The sequence below is a fragment of the Streptomyces sp. NPDC005811 genome, from assembly GCF_040630405.1.
GTDB lineage: Bacteria > Actinomycetota > Actinomycetes > Streptomycetales > Streptomycetaceae > Streptomyces.
Genome location: NZ_JBEXXK010000018.1, coordinates 134,964 through 158,846 on the forward strand (window position 1 = coordinate 134,964; position 23,883 = coordinate 158,846).

The 23,883-nt window shown below is 72.5% G+C and carries 19 protein-coding genes and 1 pseudogene; 15 read left to right on the top strand and 5 right to left on the bottom strand.

Annotation, left to right across the window (positions count from 1 at the left end):
- Window positions 1-81: 81 nt before the first annotated feature.
- Genes ABZ490_RS20975 through ABZ490_RS21000 form a run of 6 tightly spaced genes read left to right on the top strand, consistent with a single transcriptional unit; the run spans window position 82 to window position 5,376 of the window.
- The gene (locus tag ABZ490_RS20975) at window positions 82-1,476 is read left to right on the top strand and encodes an ATP-binding protein (protein WP_358992089.1); all 1,395 of its coding nucleotides are present in this window, start codon (window positions 82-84) and stop codon (window positions 1,474-1,476) included.
- Window positions 1,473-1,895 (top strand): roadblock/LC7 domain-containing protein, encoded by a 423-nt coding sequence (locus ABZ490_RS20980; protein WP_358992091.1) that lies wholly within the window; start codon window positions 1,473-1,475, stop codon window positions 1,893-1,895. The genes ABZ490_RS20975 and ABZ490_RS20980 overlap by 4 nt, the downstream gene beginning before the upstream one ends.
- Window positions 1,892-2,278, top strand: coding sequence for a DUF742 domain-containing protein (locus ABZ490_RS20985; protein WP_358992093.1), 387 nt, complete (start codon window positions 1,892-1,894; stop codon window positions 2,276-2,278). Before ABZ490_RS20980 ends, ABZ490_RS20985 begins: the two co-directional genes overlap by 4 nt.
- Window positions 2,250-2,897, top strand: coding sequence for an ATP/GTP-binding protein (locus tag ABZ490_RS20990; RefSeq protein WP_358992095.1), 648 nt, complete (start codon window positions 2,250-2,252; stop codon window positions 2,895-2,897). Before ABZ490_RS20985 ends, ABZ490_RS20990 begins: the two co-directional genes overlap by 29 nt.
- A complete protein-coding gene (locus tag ABZ490_RS20995; RefSeq protein WP_358992097.1) occupies window positions 2,894-4,162 on the top strand; it encodes a cytochrome P450 in 1,269 nt (422 codons plus the stop codon). The genes ABZ490_RS20990 and ABZ490_RS20995 overlap by 4 nt, the downstream gene beginning before the upstream one ends.
- Window positions 4,159-5,376, top strand: a complete 1,218-nt coding sequence (locus ABZ490_RS21000) for a cytochrome P450 (protein WP_358992099.1) — start codon at window positions 4,159-4,161, stop codon at window positions 5,374-5,376. Before ABZ490_RS20995 ends, ABZ490_RS21000 begins: the two co-directional genes overlap by 4 nt.
- Before the next feature lie 178 nt (window positions 5,377-5,554).
- On the opposite strand, the gene ABZ490_RS21005 is transcribed toward ABZ490_RS21000, so the two are convergent.
- Together ABZ490_RS21005 and ABZ490_RS21010 are read right to left on the bottom strand one after the other, a co-directional pair.
- Entirely contained in the window at window positions 5,555-7,048 is a 1,494-nt protein-coding gene (locus ABZ490_RS21005) for a helix-turn-helix domain-containing protein (protein ID WP_358992101.1), read from the bottom strand.
- Window positions 7,049-7,318: 270 nt separating this feature from the next.
- Window positions 7,319-7,780, bottom strand: a pseudogene (locus ABZ490_RS21010) (MFS transporter); the annotation flags it as partial.
- Window positions 7,781-7,840: 60 nt separating this feature from the next.
- Between ABZ490_RS21010 and ABZ490_RS21015 the strand changes: the two are divergent.
- Both ABZ490_RS21015 and ABZ490_RS21020 read left to right on the top strand, forming a co-directional pair.
- Window positions 7,841-8,434 (top strand): TetR/AcrR family transcriptional regulator, encoded by a 594-nt coding sequence (locus tag ABZ490_RS21015; protein WP_358992103.1) that lies wholly within the window; start codon window positions 7,841-7,843, stop codon window positions 8,432-8,434.
- Between the two features lie 22 nt (window positions 8,435-8,456).
- Window positions 8,457-9,077, top strand: coding sequence for an L-threonylcarbamoyladenylate synthase (locus ABZ490_RS21020; protein WP_358992105.1), 621 nt, complete (start codon window positions 8,457-8,459; stop codon window positions 9,075-9,077).
- A gap of 109 nt (window positions 9,078-9,186) precedes the next feature.
- Here ABZ490_RS21020 and ABZ490_RS21025 read toward each other — a convergent pair whose 3' ends face one another.
- Complete coding sequence (locus tag ABZ490_RS21025) at window positions 9,187-12,531, bottom strand: S8 family serine peptidase (RefSeq protein WP_358992107.1); 3,345 nt, start codon at window positions 12,529-12,531, stop codon at window positions 9,187-9,189.
- A gap of 239 nt (window positions 12,532-12,770) precedes the next feature.
- On the opposite strand from ABZ490_RS21025, the gene ABZ490_RS21030 reads away from it, so the two are divergent.
- Together ABZ490_RS21030 and ABZ490_RS21035 are read left to right on the top strand one after the other, a co-directional pair.
- Entirely contained in the window at window positions 12,771-13,526 is a 756-nt protein-coding gene (locus tag ABZ490_RS21030) for a dienelactone hydrolase family protein (RefSeq protein ID WP_358992109.1), read from the top strand.
- A gap of 208 nt (window positions 13,527-13,734) precedes the next feature.
- Window positions 13,735-14,895: a glycoside hydrolase family 64 protein gene (locus ABZ490_RS21035; RefSeq protein ID WP_358992192.1), complete on the top strand. Its 1,161-nt coding sequence runs from the start codon at window positions 13,735-13,737 to the stop codon at window positions 14,893-14,895.
- 62 nt (window positions 14,896-14,957) lie between these two features.
- Here ABZ490_RS21035 and ABZ490_RS21040 read toward each other — a convergent pair whose 3' ends face one another.
- The gene (locus tag ABZ490_RS21040) at window positions 14,958-17,357 is read right to left on the bottom strand and encodes a M4 family metallopeptidase (protein WP_358992111.1); all 2,400 of its coding nucleotides are present in this window, start codon (window positions 17,355-17,357) and stop codon (window positions 14,958-14,960) included.
- Window positions 17,358-17,723: 366 nt separating this feature from the next.
- Between ABZ490_RS21040 and ABZ490_RS21045 the strand changes: the two genes are divergently transcribed.
- The 4 genes from ABZ490_RS21045 to ABZ490_RS21060 all read left to right on the top strand — a co-directional run bounded on the left by ABZ490_RS21045 (window position 17,724) and on the right by ABZ490_RS21060 (window position 21,844).
- A complete protein-coding gene (locus ABZ490_RS21045) occupies window positions 17,724-18,536 on the top strand; it encodes an MHYT domain-containing protein (protein ID WP_358992113.1) in 813 nt (270 codons plus the stop codon).
- A 161-nt stretch (window positions 18,537-18,697) separates the two neighbouring features.
- On the top strand, window positions 18,698-20,203 hold the full coding sequence (locus ABZ490_RS21050) for a metallophosphoesterase (protein WP_358992115.1): 1,506 nt from the start codon (window positions 18,698-18,700) through the stop codon (window positions 20,201-20,203).
- 67 nt (window positions 20,204-20,270) lie between these two features.
- Entirely contained in the window at window positions 20,271-21,305 is a 1,035-nt protein-coding gene (locus ABZ490_RS21055; protein WP_358992116.1) for an LLM class flavin-dependent oxidoreductase, read from the top strand.
- The gene (locus ABZ490_RS21060; RefSeq protein WP_358992118.1) at window positions 21,281-21,844 is read left to right on the top strand and encodes a hypothetical protein; all 564 of its coding nucleotides are present in this window, start codon (window positions 21,281-21,283) and stop codon (window positions 21,842-21,844) included. Before ABZ490_RS21055 ends, ABZ490_RS21060 begins: the two co-directional genes overlap by 25 nt.
- Window positions 21,845-21,853: 9 nt before the next feature.
- On the opposite strand, the gene ABZ490_RS21065 is transcribed toward ABZ490_RS21060, so the two are convergent.
- Window positions 21,854-22,822, bottom strand: coding sequence for a TauD/TfdA family dioxygenase (locus tag ABZ490_RS21065; RefSeq protein WP_358992120.1), 969 nt, complete (start codon window positions 22,820-22,822; stop codon window positions 21,854-21,856).
- 151 nt (window positions 22,823-22,973) lie between these two features.
- Between ABZ490_RS21065 and ABZ490_RS21070 the strand changes: the two genes are divergently transcribed.
- Window positions 22,974-23,804, top strand: a complete 831-nt coding sequence (locus ABZ490_RS21070; RefSeq protein WP_358992122.1) for an aldo/keto reductase — start codon at window positions 22,974-22,976, stop codon at window positions 23,802-23,804.
- The last annotated feature ends 79 nt before the right edge of the window (window positions 23,805-23,883 follow it).

The window sequence follows — 23,883 nt, forward strand, 5'->3', positions numbered from 1 at the left end:
CCCAACCGTGCGAGAGCGGCCAATGGCGGTGTGTACTGTGCTGCGAGTACCCCGATGCGACCCCTCCTGGAACCCGAATCGATGATCGAATTACCGGACCTGGTGGCCGGCGGTCTTGCCGTCGGCACACTGTCCGCGCTCGCCCTGGGCGGCGGCCTGCTGCGGGCCCGGCGGCAACGCGCCCGCGCCCACGCGGAGATCGCCGCCCTGCGCACCCGACTCGACGGGACCGTGCGGGCGTTCACGGCCGAGGTCGAGCATCTGGCGGCGCACCGCGTGCCCGCCGCCGCCCGCCGGGTGGCCCATCCGCACCTCGACGTCCCGGGCCCGCTCCAGCCGTTGACCGTCGGCACCCCGCTCGGCATCGGCCTGGAGAACGTGCTGCTCGCGCTCCAGTCCGAGGTGCTCGCCCAGCGCACCCGGGTCGACGCCGCCGCACAGGCCGGGATGCGCGGCGCCACCCGGGAGATCCAGGCGGCCCTCTACCGCCTCCAGGACGCCCTGCGCGTGCTGCAACAGCGCTACGACGACCCGGAGCTGGCCCAGACCCTGTTCCGGCTCGACCACGAGAACGAGCAGTCGCTGCGCCGCGCCCAGGTCACCGCGGTGGTCTGCGGGGCCTGGGTGGGGCTCGCCCGCGAGGAGTCCCACGTCGTGGACGCGGTGACCGGCGGCCAGGCCCGGCTCGCGGGGTACCAGCGGGTGCGGGTCCACAACCATCTGGAGCCCGGCACCGCCCTCGTCTCGCACGCCGTGGAGCCGGTCGCGATCATCGTCGCCGAACTGCTCGACAACGCGCTGCGGCACTCCTCCCCCGACACCGACGTCGTGGTCGGCCTGGAGCACGTCCACCACGGGGTGTGCGTCACCATCGACGACGCGGGCCTCGGCATGACCCGCGACGAACGCGAGCGCGCCCAGCGGCTGGTGGCCGGCGACGAGCCGATCCTGCTGACCGGGCTGGGCGATCCGCCACGCATGGGACTGGCCGCGATCGGCCGCCTCACCCGCCAGTTCGACCTGGGCGTCGACGTCTCCTCGGCCTCCCCCTACGGCGGGGTGCGCGCGGTGCTGCGCGTCGACAGCCATCTGCTCAGCAAGGTCGACCCCGAGGAACGGCCCCCGGCGGCCAGCGCCCCGCGCACCACACGCCGGACGGCCCCTGAACGCAACGCCCCCTCCCACACGTACGGAACGGAGAACCAGGACGCGGAGCCCGCCGGGCACCACGGCTCCCGGGACGCCGACGGCCTGCCCCAGCGCCGCCGCCGTTCCCGCGTGGCCGTACCCGAGGACTCCGCGGCCGTCCGGCCGGCCCGCCGCCCGGAGGAGGCCGCCGCCGCACTCGGCGCGCTGCAGTCCGGCACCGCGGCGGCCCGCTCCGGCGCCGACGAGCCGGCCACCGCGGAGGTGGCCGGGGACGGCACCGAACAGACCGACCAGACCGACCACGCAGAAGGAGGAGCGGCCCGATGACCAGCCGCGACACGGGCGACACCGCATGGGTGCTGGAGCCGATCCTGCAGGTGCCGCACGTGGTGGCCGCCGTCATGCTCACCCGGGACGGCCTCGTGACGGGGTACACCGACGCGCTGTCGCAGCCGTCGGCCGAACGGGTGGCCGCCATCACCAGCACCGTACAAGGGGCGTGCCGGACGGCCGCGGCCGCCTTCGCCGACCGGGAACGGGCGGAGGTCCGGCAGATCGTCATCGAGTCCGACCACGGGTACGTCCTCATCGTGCCGACGGACCACGGCACCTGTGTCGCCGCGTACGGCGGGGTCGAGGCGCGCCTCGACCTGCTGGCGCACCGGGTGCACTCCCAGGTGGCGCGACTGGGTGAGAAGGCCATGGCGGCCGCGCCCAGAGGAGCCGACGACAACCCGCCGGCATGACCGGCCGTCCGGCCGGCCGCCCCCTGGTCCCCGCGTATCTGTCGACCGGGGGCGTGGCCCGGCCCAGCCGCTCGCACATGGAGCGGCTGACGGTGCTGGCCCTCACCGGTGACCCCCTGCCCCAGGGCCCGTCCGAAGGACCGCCCGAGGGACTGCCCGCCGCCGGACTCGCCCTGCTGGAAGCCCTGGAGGGCGGCTCACTGGCCGTGGTGGAGGCGGCGGCGCTGCTGCGGCTCCCGGTGTCCGCGGTACGGGTGCTGGCGGCCGACCTCGAAGACCGGCGCCTGGTGCTCGCCCGGCCGCCCATCCCGCCCGCCGGGCGGTTCGACCCCGACCTGCTGAAGAGAGTGGCCGATGGCCTCCGCGCCCTCAAGCACGACTAGCGCTCCCTCGGGCACGACCGGCGCGCCCGGCGAGAGGGATCGCGTCCACCTTCCCGACACCGCCCGCGACCTGGTGAAGATCCTGGTCGCGGGGCCGTTCGGGGTGGGCAAGACGACCCTGATCGGCTCGGTGTCGGAGATCCGGCCGCTGCACACCGAGGAGCATCTGAGCGAGGCGTCCGCGGAGGTGGACGATCTGGCGGGGGTGCGGGACAAGACGACGACGACCGTCGCGATCGACTTCGGCCGGGTGAGCCTGCCCGGCGGGGTGGTGCTGTATCTGTTCGGCACGCCCGGCCAGGAGCGGTTCCGGGCGCTGTGGGACGACATCGCCTACGGGGCGCTGGGCGCGCTGGTCCTGGTGGACAGCCGCCGGATCGACGCCTCGTTCGACGTGCTGGGGCTGGTCGAGGAGAGCGGACTGCCGTACGCGGTGGCGTTCAACGAGTTCCCGGACGCGCCCCGGCACCACGGGGTGGAGCAGCTGCGCCGGGCCCTGGACCTGGAGACGGACACCCCGATGGTGACCTGCGACGCCCGGGACCCGAACTCCTCGATCGACGCGTTACTGGCGCTGGTCGACCATCTGCTCACCCGTGACCCGGCGGAGGCCCGGTGACCACCTATCCCCCGGACCAGCGGGACTTCTCGCGCTCGGCGCCGGTGCGCCTGTGGGAGGAGGGCTTCGCCTCGGACCCGCGCCACTACTACGGCGCGCTGCGCGCCCAGGGGCCGGTGGGCTGGGCCGAGCTGGCGCCCGGGGTGCCGGCGTACGTCGTCACGGACCGGCGGGCGGCGCTGGACGTGCTGCACGACGAGGAGACGTTCTCGCACGACCCGAGGGCCTGGGAGACGACCGTCCCGGTCGACTCTCCGGTGCTCGGCATGATGCGCTGGCGGCCCAACGCGCTGTTCTCCGACGGGGCCGCCCATGTCCGCTACCGCACCACGCTGATCGATGTGTTCGACCTGGTGGAGCCGCACGATCTGCGCGGCCGGGTGCACCGGGCGGTACGGCTGCTCGCGGGCCGGATCGGTCCGCGCGGCGAGGCCGATCTGGTGGGGGACTTCGCGCGGCCGCTGCTGGCGCTGGTGCTCAACGACCTGTTCGGGCTGCCGGACCACGAGGGCGACCGGCTCAACGAGAGCCTGGGCACGATGATGGAGGGCGGCGCGCGGGCCGCCGAGGGCGAGGCCCGGTACGCGCAGTACGTCCTGGAGCTGATCGACACCAAGGCCCGGACGCCGGGGGACGATCTGCCGAGCCGGCTGCTGGACCATCCGGCCCGGCTGACCCGCGAGGAGGTCACCTGGCAGGTGTTCCTCACCCTCGGGGCCGGCTACGAGCCGACGGCGAACCTGCTGTCCAACACGCTGTCCCGGATCCTCGGCAACCCGGCCTACTACTCCACCCTCACCAGCGGCGCCCGTCCGGTGCTGGACGCGGTGGTGGAGGTGCTGCACCACGAGACCCCGCTGGCCAACTACGGCATCTACTACGCGCGCAGACCGGTCTCCTTCCACGGGGTGTGGCTGCGGGACGCGGTGCCGGTGGTGGTGTCGTACGGGGCGCTCGGGCACTTCTCGGAGCAGGAGGTCACCGAGGGCCGGCATCCGAACGACGCCTCGCATCTGTCGTGGGGCGCGGGCGCGCACTCCTGTCCGGTCAAGCAGCACACGCTGCTGCTCGTCACCGAGGCCATCGAGCAGCTCACCCAGTGGCTGCCGGACCTGGAGCCGGTGCTGCCGCGGGCGCGGCTGTCCTGGCGGCCCGGGCCGTTCCATCGCTCGCTGACCGCGCTGCCCGTCCGTTTCAGCCCCCGCTCGCCGTCGACCGACCAGCCGTCCGACCAGCCGTCCGAACAGCCAGGAGTGCCTTCGTGACCGTGACCGACCGCATCGCCCTCGACCCGCTCGGCGCCGACATCGCCGCCGAGAGCGCCCGGCTGCGTGCCCTCGGCCCCGTCGTGCCCGTGGAGCTGCCCGGCGGCATCCCCGCCTGGGCGCCCACCGGGTACGACACGCTGAAACAGCTGATCCTCGACCCCGAGGTAAGCAAGGACCCGCGCAAACACTGGCGGCTGTGGCCGGAGCTCGGCGAACACCCCTCCTGGGGCTGGATCCTCGGCTGGGTCGGCGTGGTCAACATGCTGTCGACGTACGGCGCCGACCACACCCGGCTGCGCAAGCTGGTGGCGCCGAGCTTCACGCACCGGCGCACCGAGGCCCTGCGGGAGCGGGTGGAGACGATCACCGCCGAGCTGCTGGACGAGCTGGAGCGGGGCGGCGAGGTGGTGGACCTGAAGGCGGGGCTGGCGCACCCGCTGCCGATGCGGATCATCTGCGAGCTGTTCGGGGTGCCGGAGGAGATGCGCGACTCCGTCGGCCGGCTGATAGCGGCGATCATGGACACCTCGGACCCGAGCCCGGAGCACGCCGCGTTCGTGCAGGAGCAGATCGGCACGGTCCTGGGCGGGCTCATCGCCCACAAGTCGGAGCATCCGGGCGACGACATGACGACCGAGCTGATCCGGGTGCGCGACGAGGACGGGGACCGCCTCAGCGACGAGGAGCTGCTGTACACCCTGCTGCTGGTCATCGGGGCCGGGTTCGAGACGACCGTGAACCTGGTCGGGAACGCGGTGGTGGCGCTGCTGGGGCGGCCCGAGCAGCTGGCGGCGGTGCGCGCCGGGGAGATCTCCTGGGACGCGGTGATCGACGAGACGCTGCGGGCGCATCCGTCGATCGCCTCGCTGCCGCTGCGGTTCGCGGTGAGCGATCTGAAGGTCGGCGAGGTGACGATACCGGCCGGGGACGCGATCATCACGACGTACGCCGCGGCGAATCTGGACCCCGCGCACTACGGCCCGGACGCGGACGTCTTCGACGCGACGCGGGCGGCGGAGGACCATCTGTCGTTCGGGATCGGGGTGCACCGCTGCATCGGGGCGCCGCTGGCCCGGATGGAGGCGTCGATCGCGCTGAGCACCCTGTTCGAGCGGTTCCCGGAGCTGAGCGCGGCGGAGGGGAAGCTGGAGCAGGTGCCGTCGTTCATCGCGTTCGGCTGGCAGGAGATCCCCGTCCGGCTGCGCGGCTGAGGACGTCCGCGGGGGAGCGACCAGACCCCCGTGCCGGTCGCACCCCCGCGGTACCCCGAACCTACGTGCCGCGGGAGGGGGATGTGAATCGTGGCGATGCCCGTTCGCGGGCGCCGGGGACTCAGTTGTGCACAGGTGAGTCCGGATGGCCCGATTCCGTGACCGGTACGACGGCCCGTCAGCGGTCCCCGCGCAGGTCGGGCTGGTCGAGTTCGCGGGTCGCGAGGTGGGCGAGGACGACCTCGTAGAGGTCGCTGCCGGAGGCCAGGAGCTGGCGTTCCAGGACGGGTTCGGCGCTGCGGACGTGCTCGCGCACGGTCTGCGCGTGCACGCCGAGGAGCTGTGCGGCGCGTTCGGCGTTGCCGCCGGCGGCGATCCAGGCGCGCAGGGTGCGGCGCAGGTCGCGGGCGTCGGTGTCCAGACGGGCCAGCAGGTCGCGGGCCCAGGTGCCGAGGGCGGGTTCGGTGAGCAGGTCGCCGAGCCGGGCGGGGGCGGCCGGGTGCCCCGTGCTGCCCTCGGTGAGGGCGACCTCGGTGTTGAGGGCCAGATGGACGGTGGCGCGGACCGTGAGGTCGGAGAAGTCGGTGCCGAGCAGGTTCTCGACGCGTTCCATGCGGGCGCGGACGGTGTTGCGGCTGACGCCGAGCACCTTCGCGGCGCTGACGGCGGTGAACTCCAGGCCGAGCCGGGTGGTGGCGAGGAGTTCGGCGCGGGTGTGGTGCGGGAGGGTGTCGAGCGGGCGCAGCAGCCGGGTGGTCCAGGAGCGCAGGACGCCGGGGTCCATCAGGCGTTCGGGGTGGGTGCGCTCGGCGTAGACGGCGGTGTGGTCGGGGCGGAAGCGGGCGACGGCGAGGGCGCTGACGGCCTGTCCGTAGGCGGTGGCGGTGCCGGCGAGGCTCTGCCGGGCGCTGCCGCCGAGCAGGGCGTCGGGGGTGCGGTCGCACACGCGGCGCAGGGCGGCGGCCGTGGCGTCGTCGGGGACGACGACGATGACATGGCCGTCCATGGCCGGGCAGCGGACGACGAGGGCCTCGTCGCGGGTGGCCTCCACGCAGGCCTCGGCGAGGCGGTCGCGGTCGGCGGGGCTGGTCTCCACGACGTACACACAGGCGGTGTCGGTGTCGAGCAGGCCCGGCCAGAGTCCGGCGGCGACCCGGCGGGCGGCGACGATGTCCTCGACCATGAGCAGTTGCAGGATCGCCAGACGCAGGTCGGCGGTGGCGCGGGCGAGGCGGTCTCCGGTGGCCACGGTCTGCTGGGCGCGCAGCAGCAGTTCCAGGACGCTCGCGGCGCGCCGGAGGATGTCGGCGGCGCGCCGGTCGTAGGGCGCGGTCCGGCTGACGGCGAGGACGGCGGCCGTGCCGGGCCCGGGGAGTTCGACCCGGACGAGCCGCAGATGGCGGCCGTCGCCCTCCCAGGCGGCGGAGGCGAGGCGGCCGCAGACGAGGTCGCCGAACAGGTCCCCGTCCAGCGGCATCCGCTCCCCGGCGAGCGGCTCGCCGCCGCGGTCCAGCAGGGACACCGTCGCATCGAGGGTGGTGGCCAGCCAGTCGACGATCCGCCGGACGCCGGACCCGGCGGGGCGCAGGTGGTCGAGCAGCTCCTGCGCCCATGAGGAGTCCGCGCCACCCGTCGTCTCGGTGTGGCGGTTCCCGTCGTCCCGGCCGGCCATGCGCGCGCTCTCCTCGTCCCACCCGGCCCGCTCGGGGCCAGGACCAGTCATTTCTCGGTCGGGGACGTTACCTCACGCCAGGACCGGCCCCCGGCTCAGAGGCCCGGGACCGGCCCTCACACGGCCGACGGACAGCGCTCACCCGGCCGGGACGATCCCACTCGGCCGCGGTCGGCCGCCACCGACGGCCGGGACGATCCCACTCGGCGGGGTCGGGCCTCGGGCGACCGGTGGGAGCGAGGCCAGTCGGGCGCGCGCGGCAGGCCTGGCTCAGGCCGGGGCCAGGAGCGGCTCTTCGGCCGGGGCGGGACGGCGTATGCCGGTGGCGGACAGGACGGCTCCGGCCACACAGAGCGGCCCGGTGACCGTGACGGCCGTGTGGACGCCTTTCATGAAGGCCTGGCCGCCGGCCTCGACGACCGCAGGTGCGCGGGCATGTCGGCGGAGACCGGCGCCACCCCCATCGCGACGGCGTCCTCGGCCTGTGCGAGGCCGCGCGCCGTGGCGGACGGAGGTCCCGAGGGCGCCGCCGATCTGGAGCGTGGTGGCCTGGAGCCCGCCCGCCACACCACCGTCACGGACGGGCGCGTTGCCGACGACGGCGTCCGAGGACGCGGCCATCACCATGCCGACACCGAGGCCGAGCGCGACGAACGGCGGCCACATGGTGCCGTACGAGGAGCCGGTGGACCAAGTGAGCATGAGCGCGGCGGCACCAATGGGCAGGTTGATGGAGAAGACGGACTGCCAGCTGACGTGCTCCACCAGCAGCCCGCCCCGTACGATGGGGCCGTGGCCCAGCTGCGTGCCGCCCAGAAGCAGATGACCCGTCGGCTGCTGCTGTCGACGGCCTTGGAGCTGTTCGGGAAGTACGGCTACACCGGCACGACGGTCGACGACATCGCGCGGGCCGCCGGCACCACGCGGGTGACCTTCTACGCGTACTTCCCCTCCCGCACGGCCCTGATGACGGCGCTCTGCGGTGAGCTGGCGGAGCTGACCGCCGAGGACACCGAGGGGCTCGTCGACGTCGTGCGCGAGGGCGGGCGGGACGGCATCGGGGCCTGGCTGGCCGCCACGGCGGAGCGCTGGCCCGGGATCCGGCCGTACGTCCTGGCCGCGGAGGAGGCGGCGGCCGTGGACGCGGAGGTGCGCGAGCTGGTCGAAGGTCTGTTCGACGGGCTGGTCGCCGACGTCCGGGCCGCGCTCGACGGGGCCGGCCGGTTCGATCCGGGCTCCCGGCACATGCGCGGCTTCCTGGCGCTCGCCCAGCTCGACGGGCTGGCCCGGCAGTGGATGCGGCACGGCTGGCGGAGCGAGCCGGAGACCGCGCTGGGCCTCCTCACCGACAGCTGGGTGCAGTTGCTCGGCCGGCCCGCGGGGTAGGGCCCACGGATAAGCTCGGCCAATGGCCAAGTACTACGACGTGCACCCCGACAACCCCCAGCCGCGCACCATCGCACAGGTCGCGCAGGCCATCCGGGAGGACGCGCTGATCGCGTACCCGACGGACTCCTGCTACGCACTGGGCTGCCGGCTGGGCAGCAAGGACGGCATCGACCGGATCCGGTCCATCCGCAAACTGGACGACCGGCACCACTTCACCCTCGTGTGCCGGGACTTCGCCCAGCTCGGCCAGTTCGTGCGGCTGGACAACGACGTGTTCCGCGCGATCAAGGCGTCGACGCCGGGCAGCTACACCTTCATCCTCCCGGCGACGAGGGAGGTGCCGCGCATGCTTCAGCACGCGAAGAAGAAGACCGTGGGCGTCCGCATCCCCGACCACGTCGTCACCCAGGCCCTGCTCGCCGAGCTGGGCGAGCCCCTGCTGTCGAGCACCCTGCTGCTGCCCGGCGAGGACGAGCCGATGACCCAGGGCTGGGAGATCAAGGACCAGCTCGACCATGTGGTGGACGGGGTGGTCGACTCCGGGGACTGCGGCACCGAGCCCACCACGGTCATCGACTTCTCCGAGGGCGAGGCGGTGGTCGTGCGGCACGGGGCCGGGGACACCTCGCGGTTCGAGTGAGCCCCGCGGCCGGCGCCTCCGAACGGCCGACGACGGCGTGTCCGGGACGGGAGTGGTTCCCGGACACGCCGTGCGGTCGTCCGCCGTGCCGGACGCCCTACCGGACGCCCTACCGGACCGTGAGGTAGGCCCGGTCGATCGTCTGGACCAGGGTGTTGCCGTCCCGGTCGGTCAGCCTGGCCCGCAGGGAGACGCTGCCCGGCTCGGCGGGGTGCTCCAGCGCCAGACGGTCGCCGTGCACGGTCCGGGCCGGCGTCCAGGTCCCGCCCTCGTCGTACGACACCTCGAACGTCAGCTTCTTCACGGTCCGCCGGTCGGCCGCGCCCTCCACCGTGAAGGGCACCTCGAACCGCTCCCCCGCCTTGGCCGTGCTGGTGGGCGACAGCGCCGGGGAGAACCGGACCACGGACAGCGGCAGCCTGCTCCAGCTGTCGTCGGCCGCCTCCGCCGAGCGGAACGTCCACTGCGCCCGCACCCGGGTGCTGACCGGGTACATCTCGGGGTCCCGGCTCGCGTCGAGGCTCAGTTCGTACCGGTGGGCCTCCGCCGGGACGGTGTACTCGGCCCGGTACAGCGGATCGCCCTTGGCGGGGATCTCCTCACCGTCGGCGCGGAGCGAGGCGTCCAGCGTGTAGCTGCTGGATCCCACGTTCCCTTCGCCGTCGCCGAACAGGGGAAGGGCCGCCTTGATCGTGTTCCCGCGCCGCGCGAGCCCGGGACGCAGGTCAGCCGGCTCGCCCTGGGACGCGGGCAGGGACGGGCCGAAGACACCGATGTTGACCCTCTTGGTGTAGCTCCGGCCCGGCTCGTACGCCCTGAACTGCCCCTGGAGCGAGGACAGCGCGTTCCACTGTTCCATGGCGTACGCCCACTTCACGCCGTTGCCGAGGACGTACTCGGTGGTCCGCTGCGGCACGTCCCGCCAGACGGGGGTGCTGAAGTCGGCCGCGATCCGCTCGTCGGGCGAGTAGGGCATCGCGAAGACCACCCCCTTGTCCTGGAGGGGCGCGCCGAACGTCATGTCGATCTTGGCGAGGTCCTCGCGCCGGACCTCGGTGCTGAAGCCGCCGAGCGAACCCGTGCGGTTCCACGCCATGCGGTAGTTCACGGCCCGTCCGTCGGCGTCCTCACGCGTCCAGAAGCCGCTGTACTGGGCGTACGCCACGTCCTTCGGCGTCTCGTCGCCGATCTGCCCGACCTTGAAGCTCTGGAAGTCGGGGAAGGCGAAGACGGAGATGGTGTCGAGGGCGGTCCCGTCCGTGTTCGTGTAGCCCGGCATCAGCTGGGCGTGGGTGCTCTTCGCCTCGGCGTCGGGCAGGGTGATCCGCGCGGACTCGGCCTCGCGGGCGTCCATGACGATCGTGGTGTCCTTGTCCAGGTCCACGGCCGGAGCCAGGAAGTACGAGTCCGCGGCGGACTCGTCGGCCCCGCCGAGCAGCCCGGTGAGGGCGTAGCTGCCCTTGGGCAGGCGGATGGTGGCCTCGCCGTCCGACTCGGCGAGGTCGCCGGCGTAGGCGCGGTCCCGGCCGTCGATCATCGTGTAGCCGTTGCCGGACGGCTTGCCCTCGTCGTCGAGCATCTTCACGGTCAGGTTGTACGACTCGGCCTCGCGCTCCACACCGAAGGCGGTGCGCACCGAGGTCGCGCCGTCGGCCGAGGCCGCGGTCACCGAGCCGCCCCAGGAGCCGGACACCTCGCCGCCGACACGGGTGTCGGCGGTGACCGCGACATTCGCCGTACCGCCCGCGGGGACGGTCACCTGCCGCGCAGAGAGGGCGAACAGGCCCTCGGGGGCGGGCTTGCCGTCCACCCCGAGCGCGTCCATGGACAGGTCCAGGACGACGGGCTCGGTGCCCAGGTTGCGGTAGGTGATCTCCTTGGTCACCGGCTGGTCGTCGGTGTGCGGCCACGCGGGGCGGCCGAAGCTGATCGGGCCGTTCTCGGCGACGACGGTCTGCCCGATCGCCCGCGCCACGTCGGTGCGGCCGGTGCCCTGCTGGTAGGCGCTGTACGCGCCGGGCTCGGTGGAGCCGGTGAGCACCGCCTTGATCCGTTCACCGGTCCAGTCCGGGTGCTCCTGCGCCAGGAGGGCGGCGGCGCCCGCGACGTGCGGGGTGGCCATCGAGGTGCCGCTCAGCGTGGCGTAGCCGGGCGTCCCGGAGGGGTAGTGGTCCTCGATCTCGCTCGTGGTGGAGGCCGCGGCCGTGATGTCGACACCCGGTGCGGTCAGGTCCGGCTTGAGCCCGCCGTCGCCCACGCGCGGGCCGCGGCTGGAGAAGTCGGCGAGCCGGTCGTCCTTGTCCACCGCGCCGACGGTCAGCGCGGACTCGGCGCTGCCGGGCGATCCGACGGTGCTCTCGCCGGCGTAGCCCGCGTTGCCCGCGGCGATGACGAACAGGGCGTCCGACTCGGCGGAGAGCCGGTTGACCGTCTCCTCCAGCGGGTCGATGCCCATCGTGTCGGTGCCGCCCAGGCTCATGCTGACGATGTCGGCGCCCTCGTCGACCGCCCACTCCATGCCCGCGATGATGTCCGAGTCCCAGCCGTAGCCCTCGTCGTCGAGGATCTTGCCGTCCAGGATGCGCGCGCCCGGCGCGACGCCCTTGAACTTGCCCTGCGACTCCGCGCCCGTACCGGCGATGGTGGAGGCCACATGGGTGCCGTGGCCGTTGCGGTCGACGGTGTCCTCGGAGGCGGGATCGGAGAAGTTCCGGTGCGCGATCACCTGACCCGCCAGGTCGGGATGGTCGCGGTCCACTCCGGTGTCCAGGACGGCGACCTTGACGCCCGTGCCGTCGAACCCGGCCTCCCAGGCGGCGGGCGCGCCGATCTGCGGCACGCTCCGGTCCAGGCTGACCTTGCGCCGTCCGTCCAGCCAGACCTTCTCGACCTTCTTCACCGCGGGTGAGCCGCCCAGGCGCGCGGTGCCCTCGCCGCGGTCGCCGCCGTCGGTGAAGGTGTCCCAGAAGGCGGCACCCCCGCGCCGGTCCGCGCGCAGCGCCACGCCGTTGACCTCGTCGAGCGTCCTGCTCACCGTGGCCCGTGCGGGGCGGAAGGCGCTCGCGGCGGGCGTCTCGCCTCCGGTGTAGGTGACGATGAGCGGCAGGTCGGACCCGTTCTTGTCGGCGTAACCGTCCGCCAGCAGCTGCGTGACGTCGAACAGCCGCCGGTCGAGGGTGCCCCGGGCGGTCGCCAGAGCCGCGTCGCCGGGCACCACGTACGTGTGTCCGTCGATCGTGCGGACCTGGAAGGACGCCTTCCCACGGCCCTCGGCCCGCTGGATCCCGGCGACGGAGCCGTCCGGGGCGACCGACACCTTGTCACCGGTGATCAAAGTGACCGTCCGTATCCTCTTCGCACCGGCCGACGCGTCGGCGGCCGCCGCGAAGGTCTGGCTCACGACCGGTGTGCCGGTCGCCGCCAGGACGACGGCCATGGCGATCACCGCCGCCACACGTAAACCTCTGCTGGGGGACCCGGACATGCTGATCACCTGTCTCATCTCGGTAAGGGCTGTGGGGAGGCCGTACATGATCACGGTCCACAAAGGTGCAGTCGCCTTGTGACCGGGCCTGGACCGCTCCATAACGGAACGGCAACGGCGGTCGGGCGGGGGGCCTCGCCGGGAGGTGGGTGGTGCGTGCAACGATGAGTCCCGCCGCACCCGTTGCACCGCGCAGAGAGGCACCCCCCATGACCTCCGTTCAGGGAACAGCCGTGGACATCCCCACCGAGGACGGCGTCGCGGACGCCTATCTCGCCCATCCCGGCGACGGGACGCCCCGGCCGGGCGTGCTGCTGTACCAGGACGCGTTCGGACTGCGCCCGCATCTGAAGGCGATGGCCGACCGGCTCGCGGCGGCGGGCTACACGGTCCTCGTGCCCAACGTGTTCTACCGGCACGGGCGCGCCCCGGTGGTGGAGATGCCGGAGTTCATCGACCCCGCCGCGCGGCCCGAGATCTTCGGCAGCCTGATGCCGATCATGCAGTCGCTGACGAACGACCTCGCGATGCGGGACGCCGACGCGTATCTGCGCCGGCTGGAGGACGACCCGCTGGTCGCGGACGGCCCGGTCGCGGTGACCGGGTACTGCATGGGCGCGCGGCTCTCCCTGCTGACCGCCGGTACGCACCCCGAGCGCGTCGCGGCGGCGGCGGGCTTCCACGGCGGGCGCCTCGCCACCGACACCCCGGAGAGCCCGCACCTGGTGGCCGGCCGGATCACCGCCGAGCTGTACTTCGGACACGCCGACAACGACCACTCCCTGCCGCCCGAGCAGATCCAGCGGCTGGAGGACGCCCTGACGGCGGCCGGCGTACGGCACACCTGCGAGGTCTACGAGGGCGCGCAGCACGGCTTCACCCAGGCGGACACCTCGTCGTACGACGAGAAGGCGGCGGAGCGGCACTGGGCGGCGCTGCTTGACCTGCTGAAGCGGACCTTCTGAAGGGGACCTTCTGAAGCGGACCTCGTGAAGCGGGCCTTCTGAACCGCGGAGGGCGCCCGGACCGTTCACGGGCGCCCTCTTTCCCGCCCCTCCGTTGACATGAGCACACCCCGGTGCGACTTTGAGAGCGCTCTCAGAACAGGTCTGGACCAACCCCACAGGTCTCCCCGCACGGAGGTGGAGAGTGCTCATCAGGACCACCACGGCACTGCTCGGGGCGGTCGCGCTCCTCGGCGCGCTGCTCACCCTCGGGCCACCGGCCGGGGCCGCCGTCCCCGACACGATCCCGCTCACGATCACCAACGACTCGGGCCGCGGCGAGGCCCTCTACGTCTACAACCTGGGCACCCTGCTGACGACCGGTCAGCAGGGCTGGGCGGACGCGAACGGCGCCTTCCACGCCTGGCCGGCCGGCGGCAACCCGCCCACCCCGGCGCCGGACGCCTCGATCCCCGGTCCGGCGGCCGGGCGGTCGACGACCGTCCGGATCCCCAAGATCTCCGGCCGGATCTACTTCTCGTACGGCCGGAAGCTCGTGTTCAGGCTGACCACCGGCGGTCTGGTGCAGCCGGCCGTGCAGAACCCGGGCGACCCCAACCGGGACATCCTGTTCAACTGGTCGGAGTACACCCTGAACGACGCCGGGCTGTGGCTGAACAGCACCCAGGTGGACATGTTCTCCGCTCCCTACGCGGTCGGTGTGCAGCGCGCCGACGGCAGCACGGTGAGCACCGGGCACCTCAGGGCGGGCGGCTACAACGGGGTCCTCGACGATCTGCGCGGTCTCCCCGGCGGCTGGGCGAACCTGATCCAGACCCGCTCCGACGGCACGGTCCTGCGGGCGCTCTCGCCGCTGTACGGGGTGGAGACCGGGGCGCTCCCGGCGACCGTCACGAACGACTACGTCAACCGCGTCTGGCAGAAGTACACGACCACGACGCTGACCGTGACGCCGTACGCCGACCGGCCCGGCACGAAGTACTACGGCCGGGTCTCGGGCGGGGTCATGAACTTCACCGACGCCTCCGGCGCGGTCGTGACCAGCTTCCAGAAGCCGGACGCGGCCAGTATCTTCGGCTGCCACAAGCTGCTGGACGCCCCGAACGACGCCGTACGCGGCCCGATCTCGCGCACGCTGTGCGCCGGCTTCAACCGGTCGACGCTCCTGATCAACCCCAGCCAGCCGGACCCGACCCCGGCGAGCTTCTACCAGGACGCGGTCACCAACCACTACGCCCGCGCGATCCACGCGCGGACGGCCGACGGGAAGGCGTACGCGTTCGCCTTCGACGACGTGGGACAGCAGGAGTCCCTCGTCCACGACGGCGCGCCGCGCCAGGCGTATCTGACGCTCGATCCGCTCTCCTGACCACGACGACGTCCCGCACGCGGGGGGAGCCTGCGTGCGGGACGTCGGTCAGGTGGTGCGGATCAGCCGGTCGTCACGGCGGTGTCGTCGATGACGAAGCTGGTCTGGAGCGAGGAGTCCTCGACGCCGGTGAACTTCAGCGCCACCGTCGAGCCCGCGTAGGAGCCGAGGCTGAAGGACTTCTGGACGTACCCGGAGGCCGCGTTGAGGTTCGAGTACGTGGCCAGGGTGGTCGAACCGGCGGTGACCGTCAGCTTGTCGTACTGGGTGCTGGTGGTGGTCTCGGCCGTGTCGATGTGGATGTAGAAGGTGAACGTGGTGTTGGTGCAGCCGCTCGGGATCGTCACCGACTGGGACAGCGTGTCGGTGTGGGTCGAGCCGTAGCCGTCGAGCCACGCCTTGTAGGAGCCGGTACGGGCCGCCTGGCTGCTCGAGTTGGTGATGACACCGCTCGACGCCGTCCAGGTGGTGTTGCCCGACTCGAAGCCGTTGTTGCCCAGCAGCTGGGTCGAGGTGCAGGAGCCGCTGCCCGAGGAGCTGACCGTCCAGGTGAAGGACGCGGTGCCGGTGGCACCGGTGGAGTCGGTCACCGTGACGGTGGTGCTGTAGGAGCCGGCCGTGGTCGGCGTGCCCGAGATCAGACCGGTCGAGCTGATCGACAGGCCGGTGGGCAGACCGCTCGCGGCGTAGGTCAGCGTGCCGCTGTTGGTGCTGCTGGCCGAGATCTGCAGGCTGACCGCGGTGCCGACGGTGGTCGACTGGCTGCCCGGGTTGGTGACCGTGACGCCGGTCGACGGGACCGTGATGTGGCTGCCGACGTTGATGCCCGCGAAGGCGTTGCCGACCCCCGCGTACTGGGTGGAGCTGGAGCCGTAGAGCGCCGTGGCGGCGTTCAGGGCGGCGGTGCGGGCGCCCGCGTAGTTGGTGCTGGACGTCATGTACGTCGTCAGCGCCTTGTACCAGATCTGGAGCGCCGCGGCCCGGCCGATACCGGCGACGGCGACGCCGTCGGAGGTCGGGCTGTTGTAGGTGACGCCGTTGATGGTCTTGCTGCCGCTGCCCTCGGACAGCAGGTAGAACATGTGGTTCGCCGGGCCCGAGGAGTAGTGGACGTCGAGGTTGCCGACGCCGGAGTACCAGCTGTCGGCGGAGCTGCCGTCCTTGTCGGGCTCGTCCATGTAGCGCAGCGGGGTGCCGTCCCCGTTGATGTCGATCTTCTCACCGATGAGGTAGTCACCGACGTCGGAGGAGTTGGCCGCGTAGAACTCGACACCGGTGCCGAAGATGTCCGAGGTGGCCTCGTTCAGACCGCCCGGCTCGCCCGAGTAGTTCAGGCCCGCGGTGTTGGAGGTGACACCGTGGCTCATCTCGTGGCCGGCCACGTCCAGCGAGGTCAGCGCGTGCGTGCTGCCGGAGCCGTCGCCGTAGGTCATGCAGAAGCAGTCGTCGTCCCAGAAGGCGTTGACGTACGCCGAGCTGTAGTGGACGCGGGAGTAGGCGGCGACGCCGTCGTTCTTGATGCCGCTGCGCCCGAAGGTGTTCTTGTAGAAGTCCCAGGTGACCTGCGCGCCGTAGTGGGCGTCGACACCGGCGGTCTGGGTGTTGGAGCCGGAGCCCGTACCCCAGGTGTCGTCGGTGTCGGTCATCAGGGTGCCGGTGCCCGACGTACCGTTGTTCAGGGTGTACGTCTTGTGGCCGCCGCGGGTGGTGTCGTACAGCTGGTACGTCGACCCGGACAGCGTGGTGCCGATGGTGACGGTCCCGCTGTACTGGCTGTTGCCGGTACCGGTCTTGATGTCCTGGAACTCGGAGAGCTTCGCTCCGGTCAGGGCGTCGGTGATGACGTGCAGCCGGCTCGGCGTGCCGTCGTCCTGGAGGCCGGTGACGACGGTCTCCCAGGCGAGCTTCGGCGTGCCCTCGCCGGCCCAGATCACCTTGCGGGCGCTCTGCGTGGCGGGGTCCGTCGCGTCGAGCGCCGCGGCCCGCTTCAGGGCCTTGGTCTCGGCGGAGGCCTTGCTGTACGTCGCCTTGGTCGACTTCACCGAGATGGCGCGGCGGTTGTTGTTGAAGGTCGTGCTCACGGTGCCGGCGGCCAGCGAGGCCGGGGCCGTGTGCACGACGAAGTCACCGCCGAGGACGGGCAGTCCGGCGTAGGTGCGCTCGTAGCGCGTGTGCACGGTGCCGTCGTTGTCCTTGACGACGTCCTTGACGATCAGCTTCGTCTGGGCGGGCAGACCCAGGGACTCCGTCGTCTGCTCCGTCTTCGCCTGGGCGCCCTTGATGAGCGCGGTGCGCTGGGCGGGCGTGACGTCGGCGGCGAGGCCGCCGCTGCGTAGGGGGGTGGGGTGGGGGGCTGCGGGCTTCGCGGCTGCCGGGACCGACTGGACGCCGAGGGCCAGGAGGGCGGCGGTGGAGAGCAGGGCCGCTCCGACCGCGGTCCGCTTGCGGGGGTTGGGTCTCACTCGTTCTCCTACTGCGGCGGCCGAGGGGTACGGCCGGTGACAGACCGGACAGACGGGTGTGCTGTCCGGGACGAGCTGAGTGGTGCGGGACCGTGGAACCGAGTGGGGGGTGAGGTGCCGCTGGTGTGCGGCACGCTGGGAGGGAGAATGACAGGCTTGACGGTTACATGTCAGCCCGACCCGGGAGCTTCGAGGGTTATCCCTCGGTGCCGGGCCCGACGCGGACCGTCACCCCCCGGCATGCCTGTGCGTGGGCTGTGCACCCTCTGTCCGCCCTGCGCGACACGCCGGATGCGCTTGCCCTCACCCCACTCTTACACGTAGACAATCCTCCACGAACATGCGTGACTCTGGGGGGAGTTGGCGATGGAAGGCACGATTGACGGCTTCCGCTACGGGATCGTGACACCGGTGGCGGCCTATCTGATGGCGTGCCTGGGAGGGGCCCTCGGGCTGCGCTGCATCGTGCGGTCGCTGATGGACAAGGACTCCTTCAGGACGGGATGGCTGGTGCTGGGGGCCACCTCGATCGGCTGCGGGATCTGGACGATGCACTTCATCGCGATGATCGGCTTCCGGGTGCGGGAGACCCGGATCGGCTACGCGGTCTGGCCGACCGTGCTCAGCCTCGCGATCGCGGTCGGCGTGGTCGGCGTCGGCGTGTTCCTCGTCGGCCGCCGGGGCGCGGGCCGCGGCGCGCTGCCCCTCGCGGGCGCCGTCACGGGTCTCGGTGTCGCCGCGATGCACTATCTGGGCATGGCGGCGATGCGGCTCGACGGCACCCTCGTGTACGACCCGCTCCTGGTCGCCCTCTCGGTTCTGATCGCGGTCGGCGCGGCCACCGCCGCGCTGTGGGCGGCCGTCACCGTCCGCGGCTTCCTGACGAGCCTCGGCGCCAGCCTGGTGATGGGCCTCGCCGTCTCCGGGATGCACTACACGGCGATGGCCGCGGTCGGCGTCCATGTGCACGGCACGACCTCGTCCTGGGCCGGCGAATCCCCCACCTCGCTGCTGCTGCCGATGCTGATCGGACCGGTGGTCTTCCTGGTCCTCGCGGGGGTGGTGGTGATGTTCGACCCGCTGCTGGTGCTCGGCGACGGAGAGTGGAACCGGCCCGCTCCGGACGAGCGGGCCGGGACCCCGAAGCGGCAGGTCAGCCGGTCGTGGAGCGGTGGGTGAGCGGGGCGCGCAGGGTCCTCCGGCTGTACCCGGTGAGGTGGACGCCGCGAGGAACGCGGCCCGCTCACGGGAACCCGTAGGATCTCGAGGGCAGTTGACGCACGTCGCGACATCAGGGTCGGCCGGGACCCCGGATCGGCCCGATTGCTACGGTGCACCGCGTGTCTGACTCCTCACGTGATACCGCCGCGGGCGCCGGCTGGGGCGAGGCGGAACCCGGCGCCTACCGCGCCCTGATGCCCGGCCGGACCGAGAAGATCTCCTGGCTCGATCCACGGATGCTGTGGGCCGCCCGCAACGGGGTGCTCGCCTCCTGGTTCGGGGACCCCACGGGCCGTACCCGGGACCGCTGGGTGGCCCAGCGGCAGGCGGCCGGGGCACCCGCCGACAAGGTGATCCGGCGCTCCGACCCGGACCGCTTCTCCTTCATGGTGATCGGCGACACGGGCGAGGGCGACGACTCCCAATACGCCGTCGTGCCGGGGTTCCTGAAGGTGAGTCAGGGCACCGCCTTCACCGTCCTCGCCAGCGACGTGATCTACCCGGTCGGCAGCGCGGACGACTACGGCACCAAGTTCTTCCGCCCGTACCGGGACTACCGCGCGCCCGTCTACGCGATACCGGGGAACCACGACTGGTACGAGGACCTCGGCGGGTTCATGCGGGTCTTCTGCGACGACGCCCCGCCGCTGCCGGCCGAACCCGCGCCGCGCCCGCTCACCGGCGCCTGGCTGCGCGCCCGGCTGTGGCACCGGCCGCGTCCGCACGACGGCCACCACCTCGACGAGGCACGGAAGTTGCGGTCGGCGGCGGATCAACTGGCCGTGCAGCCGGGGCCATACTGGGCGATCGATGCCGGTCCGGTGCGGATCATCGGCATCGACACCGGTCTGCTGGGCACCCTGGACGCCGCGCAGGGCGCCTGGCTGCGCGAGGTGTCCCGGGGGCCCCGGCCGAAGATACTCGTCACCGGCTCGCCGCTGTACGTCGACGGGGAGCACCACCCGTGCCCCATCGAGGGCGGCGGGACGGTGGACGACATCGTGCGCGCGCCGGAGCACCGCTATGTGGCCGCGATCGGCGGCGACATCCACAACTACCAGCGCTATCCGGTGCCGTTGGCGGACGGCCGCACCCTCCAGTACGTCGTGTCGGGCGGCGGCGGGGCCTTCATGCACGCCACGCACACCATTCCCCGGGTCTCGATCGCCGGGGTCTCCGAGCGGGACTTCCGCTGCTACCCGCTGCGCGGCGACTCCCTCGCCTTCTACAGCGGGCTCTACGGCCGCCGGCTGCGGCTGCGCCGCCTCTTCGCCCTCAGCGAGGCCGAGGCCCAGGCGGTCGTCGCCGAACGGCTCGGCTTCCCGGCCACCCGCACCCCGGGACCGGAGGTCCGTGTCACCCGCCGGATCCGGCTGATCGCGGGCCTGCTGGGCACCGGAAGCCGCCCGGAACGCCGACGGCGCCTCCGGCTCCCCGTGCGCAAGATCTACACCCAGCTCTTCTCGCCGAGCTCCGCGACGTACAGCCCGCCGTTCTTCAAGTCCTTCCTGCGCCTGGACGTCACCCCGGAGTCGATCCGTCTGCGCTGCCACGCGGCCACCGGCAACCGCGCCCAGGAACGGAACCCCCCGGTCGAGGACGAGGTGGTCATCCCGCTCGTCTGATCACACGCCCGCAATGTTCGGCTGTCACAATCGGGACGGTACCGCCGTACGACCGCTGGAGGATCCCGTGCCGCCCATCTCACGCCCGTTGCGCAGGCTCGGGTTCCTCACCATCGGGCTGTTCGACGGGGACGACCCGCGCCAGGGGCACGAGACCACGCTGGAGATCATCGAGCTGGGCGAGCGGCTCGGCTTCGACAGCGCGTGGGTGCGCCACCGCCATCTGCAGTACGGCATCTCGTCCCCCGTCGCCGTCCTGGCGGCCGCGTCGCAGCGCACCCGCCGTATCGAGCTCGGCACCGCGGTGATCCCGCTGGGCTGGGAGAACCCGCTGCGGCTGGCCGAGGACCTGGCGACGGTCGACGTCCTGTCCGGCGGCCGGCTCAACCCGGGGGTGAGCGTCGGCCCGCCGATGCACTACGACCAGGTCAAGGACGCCCTGTACCCGGACACGGCCGACGCCGAGGACTTCGGCTACGAGCGGGTGCGGCGGCTGCTGGACCTGGTGCGGGGCAAGTCCGCGAGCGACTTCAGCGGGGTCGAGGGCTTCGAGGTGTTCTCCGACCGGGTGCAGCCGCACTCCCCCGGCCTCGGGCGGCGCCTGTGGTACGGCGGCGGCAGCGTGAGCTCGGCCGCGTGGGCCGGGGAGCACGGCATGAACTTCCTCACGAGCAGCGTCGTCAAGGCCGAAGGCCCGGACGACACACGGGACTTCGCCGAGATCCAGCTCTCCCATGTGCGTGCCTTCCGCGCCGCGCATCCCGACGGCGAGGCCGCCCGTGTCTCGCAGGGGCTCGTGGTCATCCCCACCGACTCCGCCACGCCCGAACAGCGCGCCCGGTACGAGGAGTTCGCCGCGAAGCGGCTGCCGCGCACCCGGTCCCCGCAGGGTCCGGCGCGGCTGCTGTTCGCGCCGGACCTGGTCGGCACCTCGGAGGAGATCGCCGAACGGCTGCACGCGCACGCCGCGTTCCGCGAGATCGACGAGGTGGCCTTCGCCCTGCCCTTCACCTTCACGCACGAGGACTACGTCCAGATCCTCACCGACACGGCGACGAAACTGGGCCCGGCCCTGGGGTGGCACCCGACGGCGACCGGCTGACCGCCGTGCGGGGTGCGGAGACGGACGGGTGGCGTCCCGGGCCCGGGCGCCGGCCGTTCTTCGCGCTCTGCGAGGAGACCGACGCGCCGGGCACGGGCCACGGGCTGTCGAAGGGCGCGTCCCTGTGCGGGGTTCCCCGCGAGCGGCTCACGGTGTACCGCGGCCCGTTCGACCCGACCCGGGACACGGCCTGCCCGGCGTGCCGGGCGCGGACGCTCGGAGATCCCGAGCCGACACCCGAGGATCTCCTGCGCCACCGGGTCCGGGGCGCGGTGCCGGGGCCCCTCCGGGAGGAACTGCTGGGGGTCCTGAAGCAGGGGGCGCGGGTCGGGCTCTGGGTCGACGGGCGGGCGGCGGAGCTGGTACGGCGGCACGCGCGCCCCGGGCGGATCGTCGAGGGCGGCACACTCGTCGAGGCCGTGGTGCGCGCGGACTGGCGGCTGGGCCTGGCCAGCGTGGTCCACGGCACCCGTGAGTTCCTGGTGTTCCTCCCGCAGGACGGCCGTCCGTTCGTGGCCCGTGCCGAGCCAGGGGACTGAGGCTGAGCCTCACCAGCGGCCCGGCTCCGTGCCCGTGATCGGCTCCGAGGGCTTGCCGTCCACCCCGACCGGGATGTCGCCGGTGAGCATCACGCGGTGCATGGTGCGGGGGAAGCCGAGGTGGGCGTTGTCGCCGGGGGCGAGGTGGATGGTGGCCCGGTTGTCCCAGAAGGCGACGCTGCCCGGCTCCCAGCGGAAGCGGACGGTGTACTCGGGGCGCACCGCCTGGTCCAGCAGCAGGTCGAGGAGGGCGCGGCTCTCGGCCCGGGAGACGTCGGCGATCTGCTCGACGTAGTAGCCGTTGACGTACAGGATCCGCTCCCCGGTCTCGGGGTGGACCCGGACCAGCGGGTGCAGCGCGGCGACCTGGTGGTCGAGCAGATGGCGGACGTAGGCGTCCTCGCCGGGCCGCGGCTGGTAGCCGACGCCCAGGCGGTGCTCGGCCCTGAGTCCGTCCACGAACTCCCGTACGGGCGCGGAGAGTCCCGCGTACGCGGCGGCCAGGTTGGACCAGGTGGTGTCACCGCCGTAGGGCGGGACCGTCTCGGCGCGCAGGATCGTCGCGGCCGGCGGGTCGATCCGGGCGCCGTGGTCGCAGTGCCAGCCGCGCAGCAGGGTGTGCCGCCGGCGCTGGAGCCATTCGTCGTGCTCCATGCCGAACCTGCCGCCGAGCTCCAGCCGGTCGGCGGTGGTCTCGATCTCCGGGAAGTCCGCCGGTGAGGCGCCGCCCCGTTTGCGCAGCACGACAGGGGTGCCGAAGCGCCGGGCGAAGGCCACGTGCCCGGCGTGGTCGAGGCGCTGTCCGCGGAAGAACACCACCTTCCAGCACAGCACGGCCGCCCGGATCGCGGCGACCTGGGCGTCGTCGAGACCGGCGGCCAGGTCCACGCCCTCGATCTCGGCGCCGATGTGCCCGGCGACCGGTTTCACCTCGACCCCGGCCGCGTCCGTCGCCTGGCTGTCGAAGTCCGTGGTCATGCCCGCTCCGATCGTCGTGAACACCCCTCGCCGAAGATCGTGACAGCGAATCGCCGCCGTGGCGACAGTGCCTCCGGCCCGCCCGGTTGATCGCGCCCCCTTCATCCGTGAGGCTGGAGTGACGTATCCCGCTCCAGGGGAAGGGCAGACGGTGATCGACATCCCGGTGCACACGCTCAACGACGGTACGCGGCTCCCGGCCCTCGGTCTGGGTACCTGGCCGATGGACGACGCGCAGGCGGAGGAGGCGGTGGCCGGTGCGCTCGGGCTGGGCTACCGGCTGATCGACACGGCGACGAACTACCGCAACGAGAGCGGGGTCGGACGCGGCGTGGCGCGGGGCGGGATCCCGCGCGAGGACCTCGTGGTCACCACCAAGCTCCCGGGCCGCCATCACGGGTACGAGGAGACCCTCGCCTCCTTCGAGGAGTCCCGCCGCCGTCTCGGCCTCGACCACGTCGACCTCTATCTGATCCACTGGCCGCTCCCCCGGCTCGACAGGTACGTCGACTCGTGGCGGGCGATGATCAAGCTGCGGGAGGAGGGTCTGGTCCGGTCGATCGGCGTCTCGAACTTCACCCCCGGGCACATCGAGCGCCTGGAGAAGGAGACGGGCGTCCTGCCGTCGGTGAACCAGATCGAGCTGCACCCCCTGTTCCCGCAGGACGAGCTGCGGGCCTTCCACGCGGCGAAGGGCATCGTCACGGAGAGCTGGAGCCCGCTGGGGCGGGGCTCGGCCCTGCTCCAGGACCCCGCGGTGGTCCAGGTCTCGGAGGCGCTCGGGGTCACCCCCGCGCAGGTCGTGCTGCGCTGGCACGTCCAGCTCGGCGCGGTCCCCGTCCCGAAGTCGTCCGACCCGGGGCGGCAGGGTGCCAACCTGGACGTCTTCGGCTTCGCGCTCGGTCCGGCGCAGATGAGCGTGATCGCGGACCGGGTCCGTGAGCGGCTGGGCGGCGATCCGGAGACCCACGAGGAGTTCTGAGGCTTCTCGACGACGGCTACTCGACGACGGCTACTCGACGACGGCTTCTCGACGATGGCTTCTCGACGGCGGCGCACCG

Bases quoted from the DNA above. Each gene is read 5' to 3' on its own strand.
- ABZ490_RS20980 (WP_358992091.1), top strand. From the start codon at position 1,473: ATGACCAGCCGCGACACGGGCGACACCGCATGGGTGCTGGAGCCGATC.
- ABZ490_RS20990 (WP_358992095.1), top strand. From the start codon at position 2,250: ATGGCCTCCGCGCCCTCAAGCACGACTAGCGCTCCCTCGGGCACGACC.
- ABZ490_RS20985 (WP_358992093.1), top strand. From the start codon at position 1,892: ATGACCGGCCGTCCGGCCGGCCGCCCCCTGGTCCCCGCGTATCTGTCG.
- ABZ490_RS21005 (WP_358992101.1), bottom strand. From the start codon at position 7,048: ATGGCCGGCCGGGACGACGGGAACCGCCACACCGAGACGACGGGTGGC.
- ABZ490_RS20975 (WP_358992089.1), top strand. From the start codon at position 82: ATGATCGAATTACCGGACCTGGTGGCCGGCGGTCTTGCCGTCGGCACA.
- ABZ490_RS21020 (WP_358992105.1), top strand. From the start codon at position 8,457: ATGGCCAAGTACTACGACGTGCACCCCGACAACCCCCAGCCGCGCACC.
- ABZ490_RS21030 (WP_358992109.1), top strand. From the start codon at position 12,771: ATGACCTCCGTTCAGGGAACAGCCGTGGACATCCCCACCGAGGACGGC.
- ABZ490_RS21045 (WP_358992113.1), top strand. From the start codon at position 17,724: ATGGAAGGCACGATTGACGGCTTCCGCTACGGGATCGTGACACCGGTG.
- ABZ490_RS21065 (WP_358992120.1), bottom strand. From the start codon at position 22,822: ATGACCACGGACTTCGACAGCCAGGCGACGGACGCGGCCGGGGTCGAG.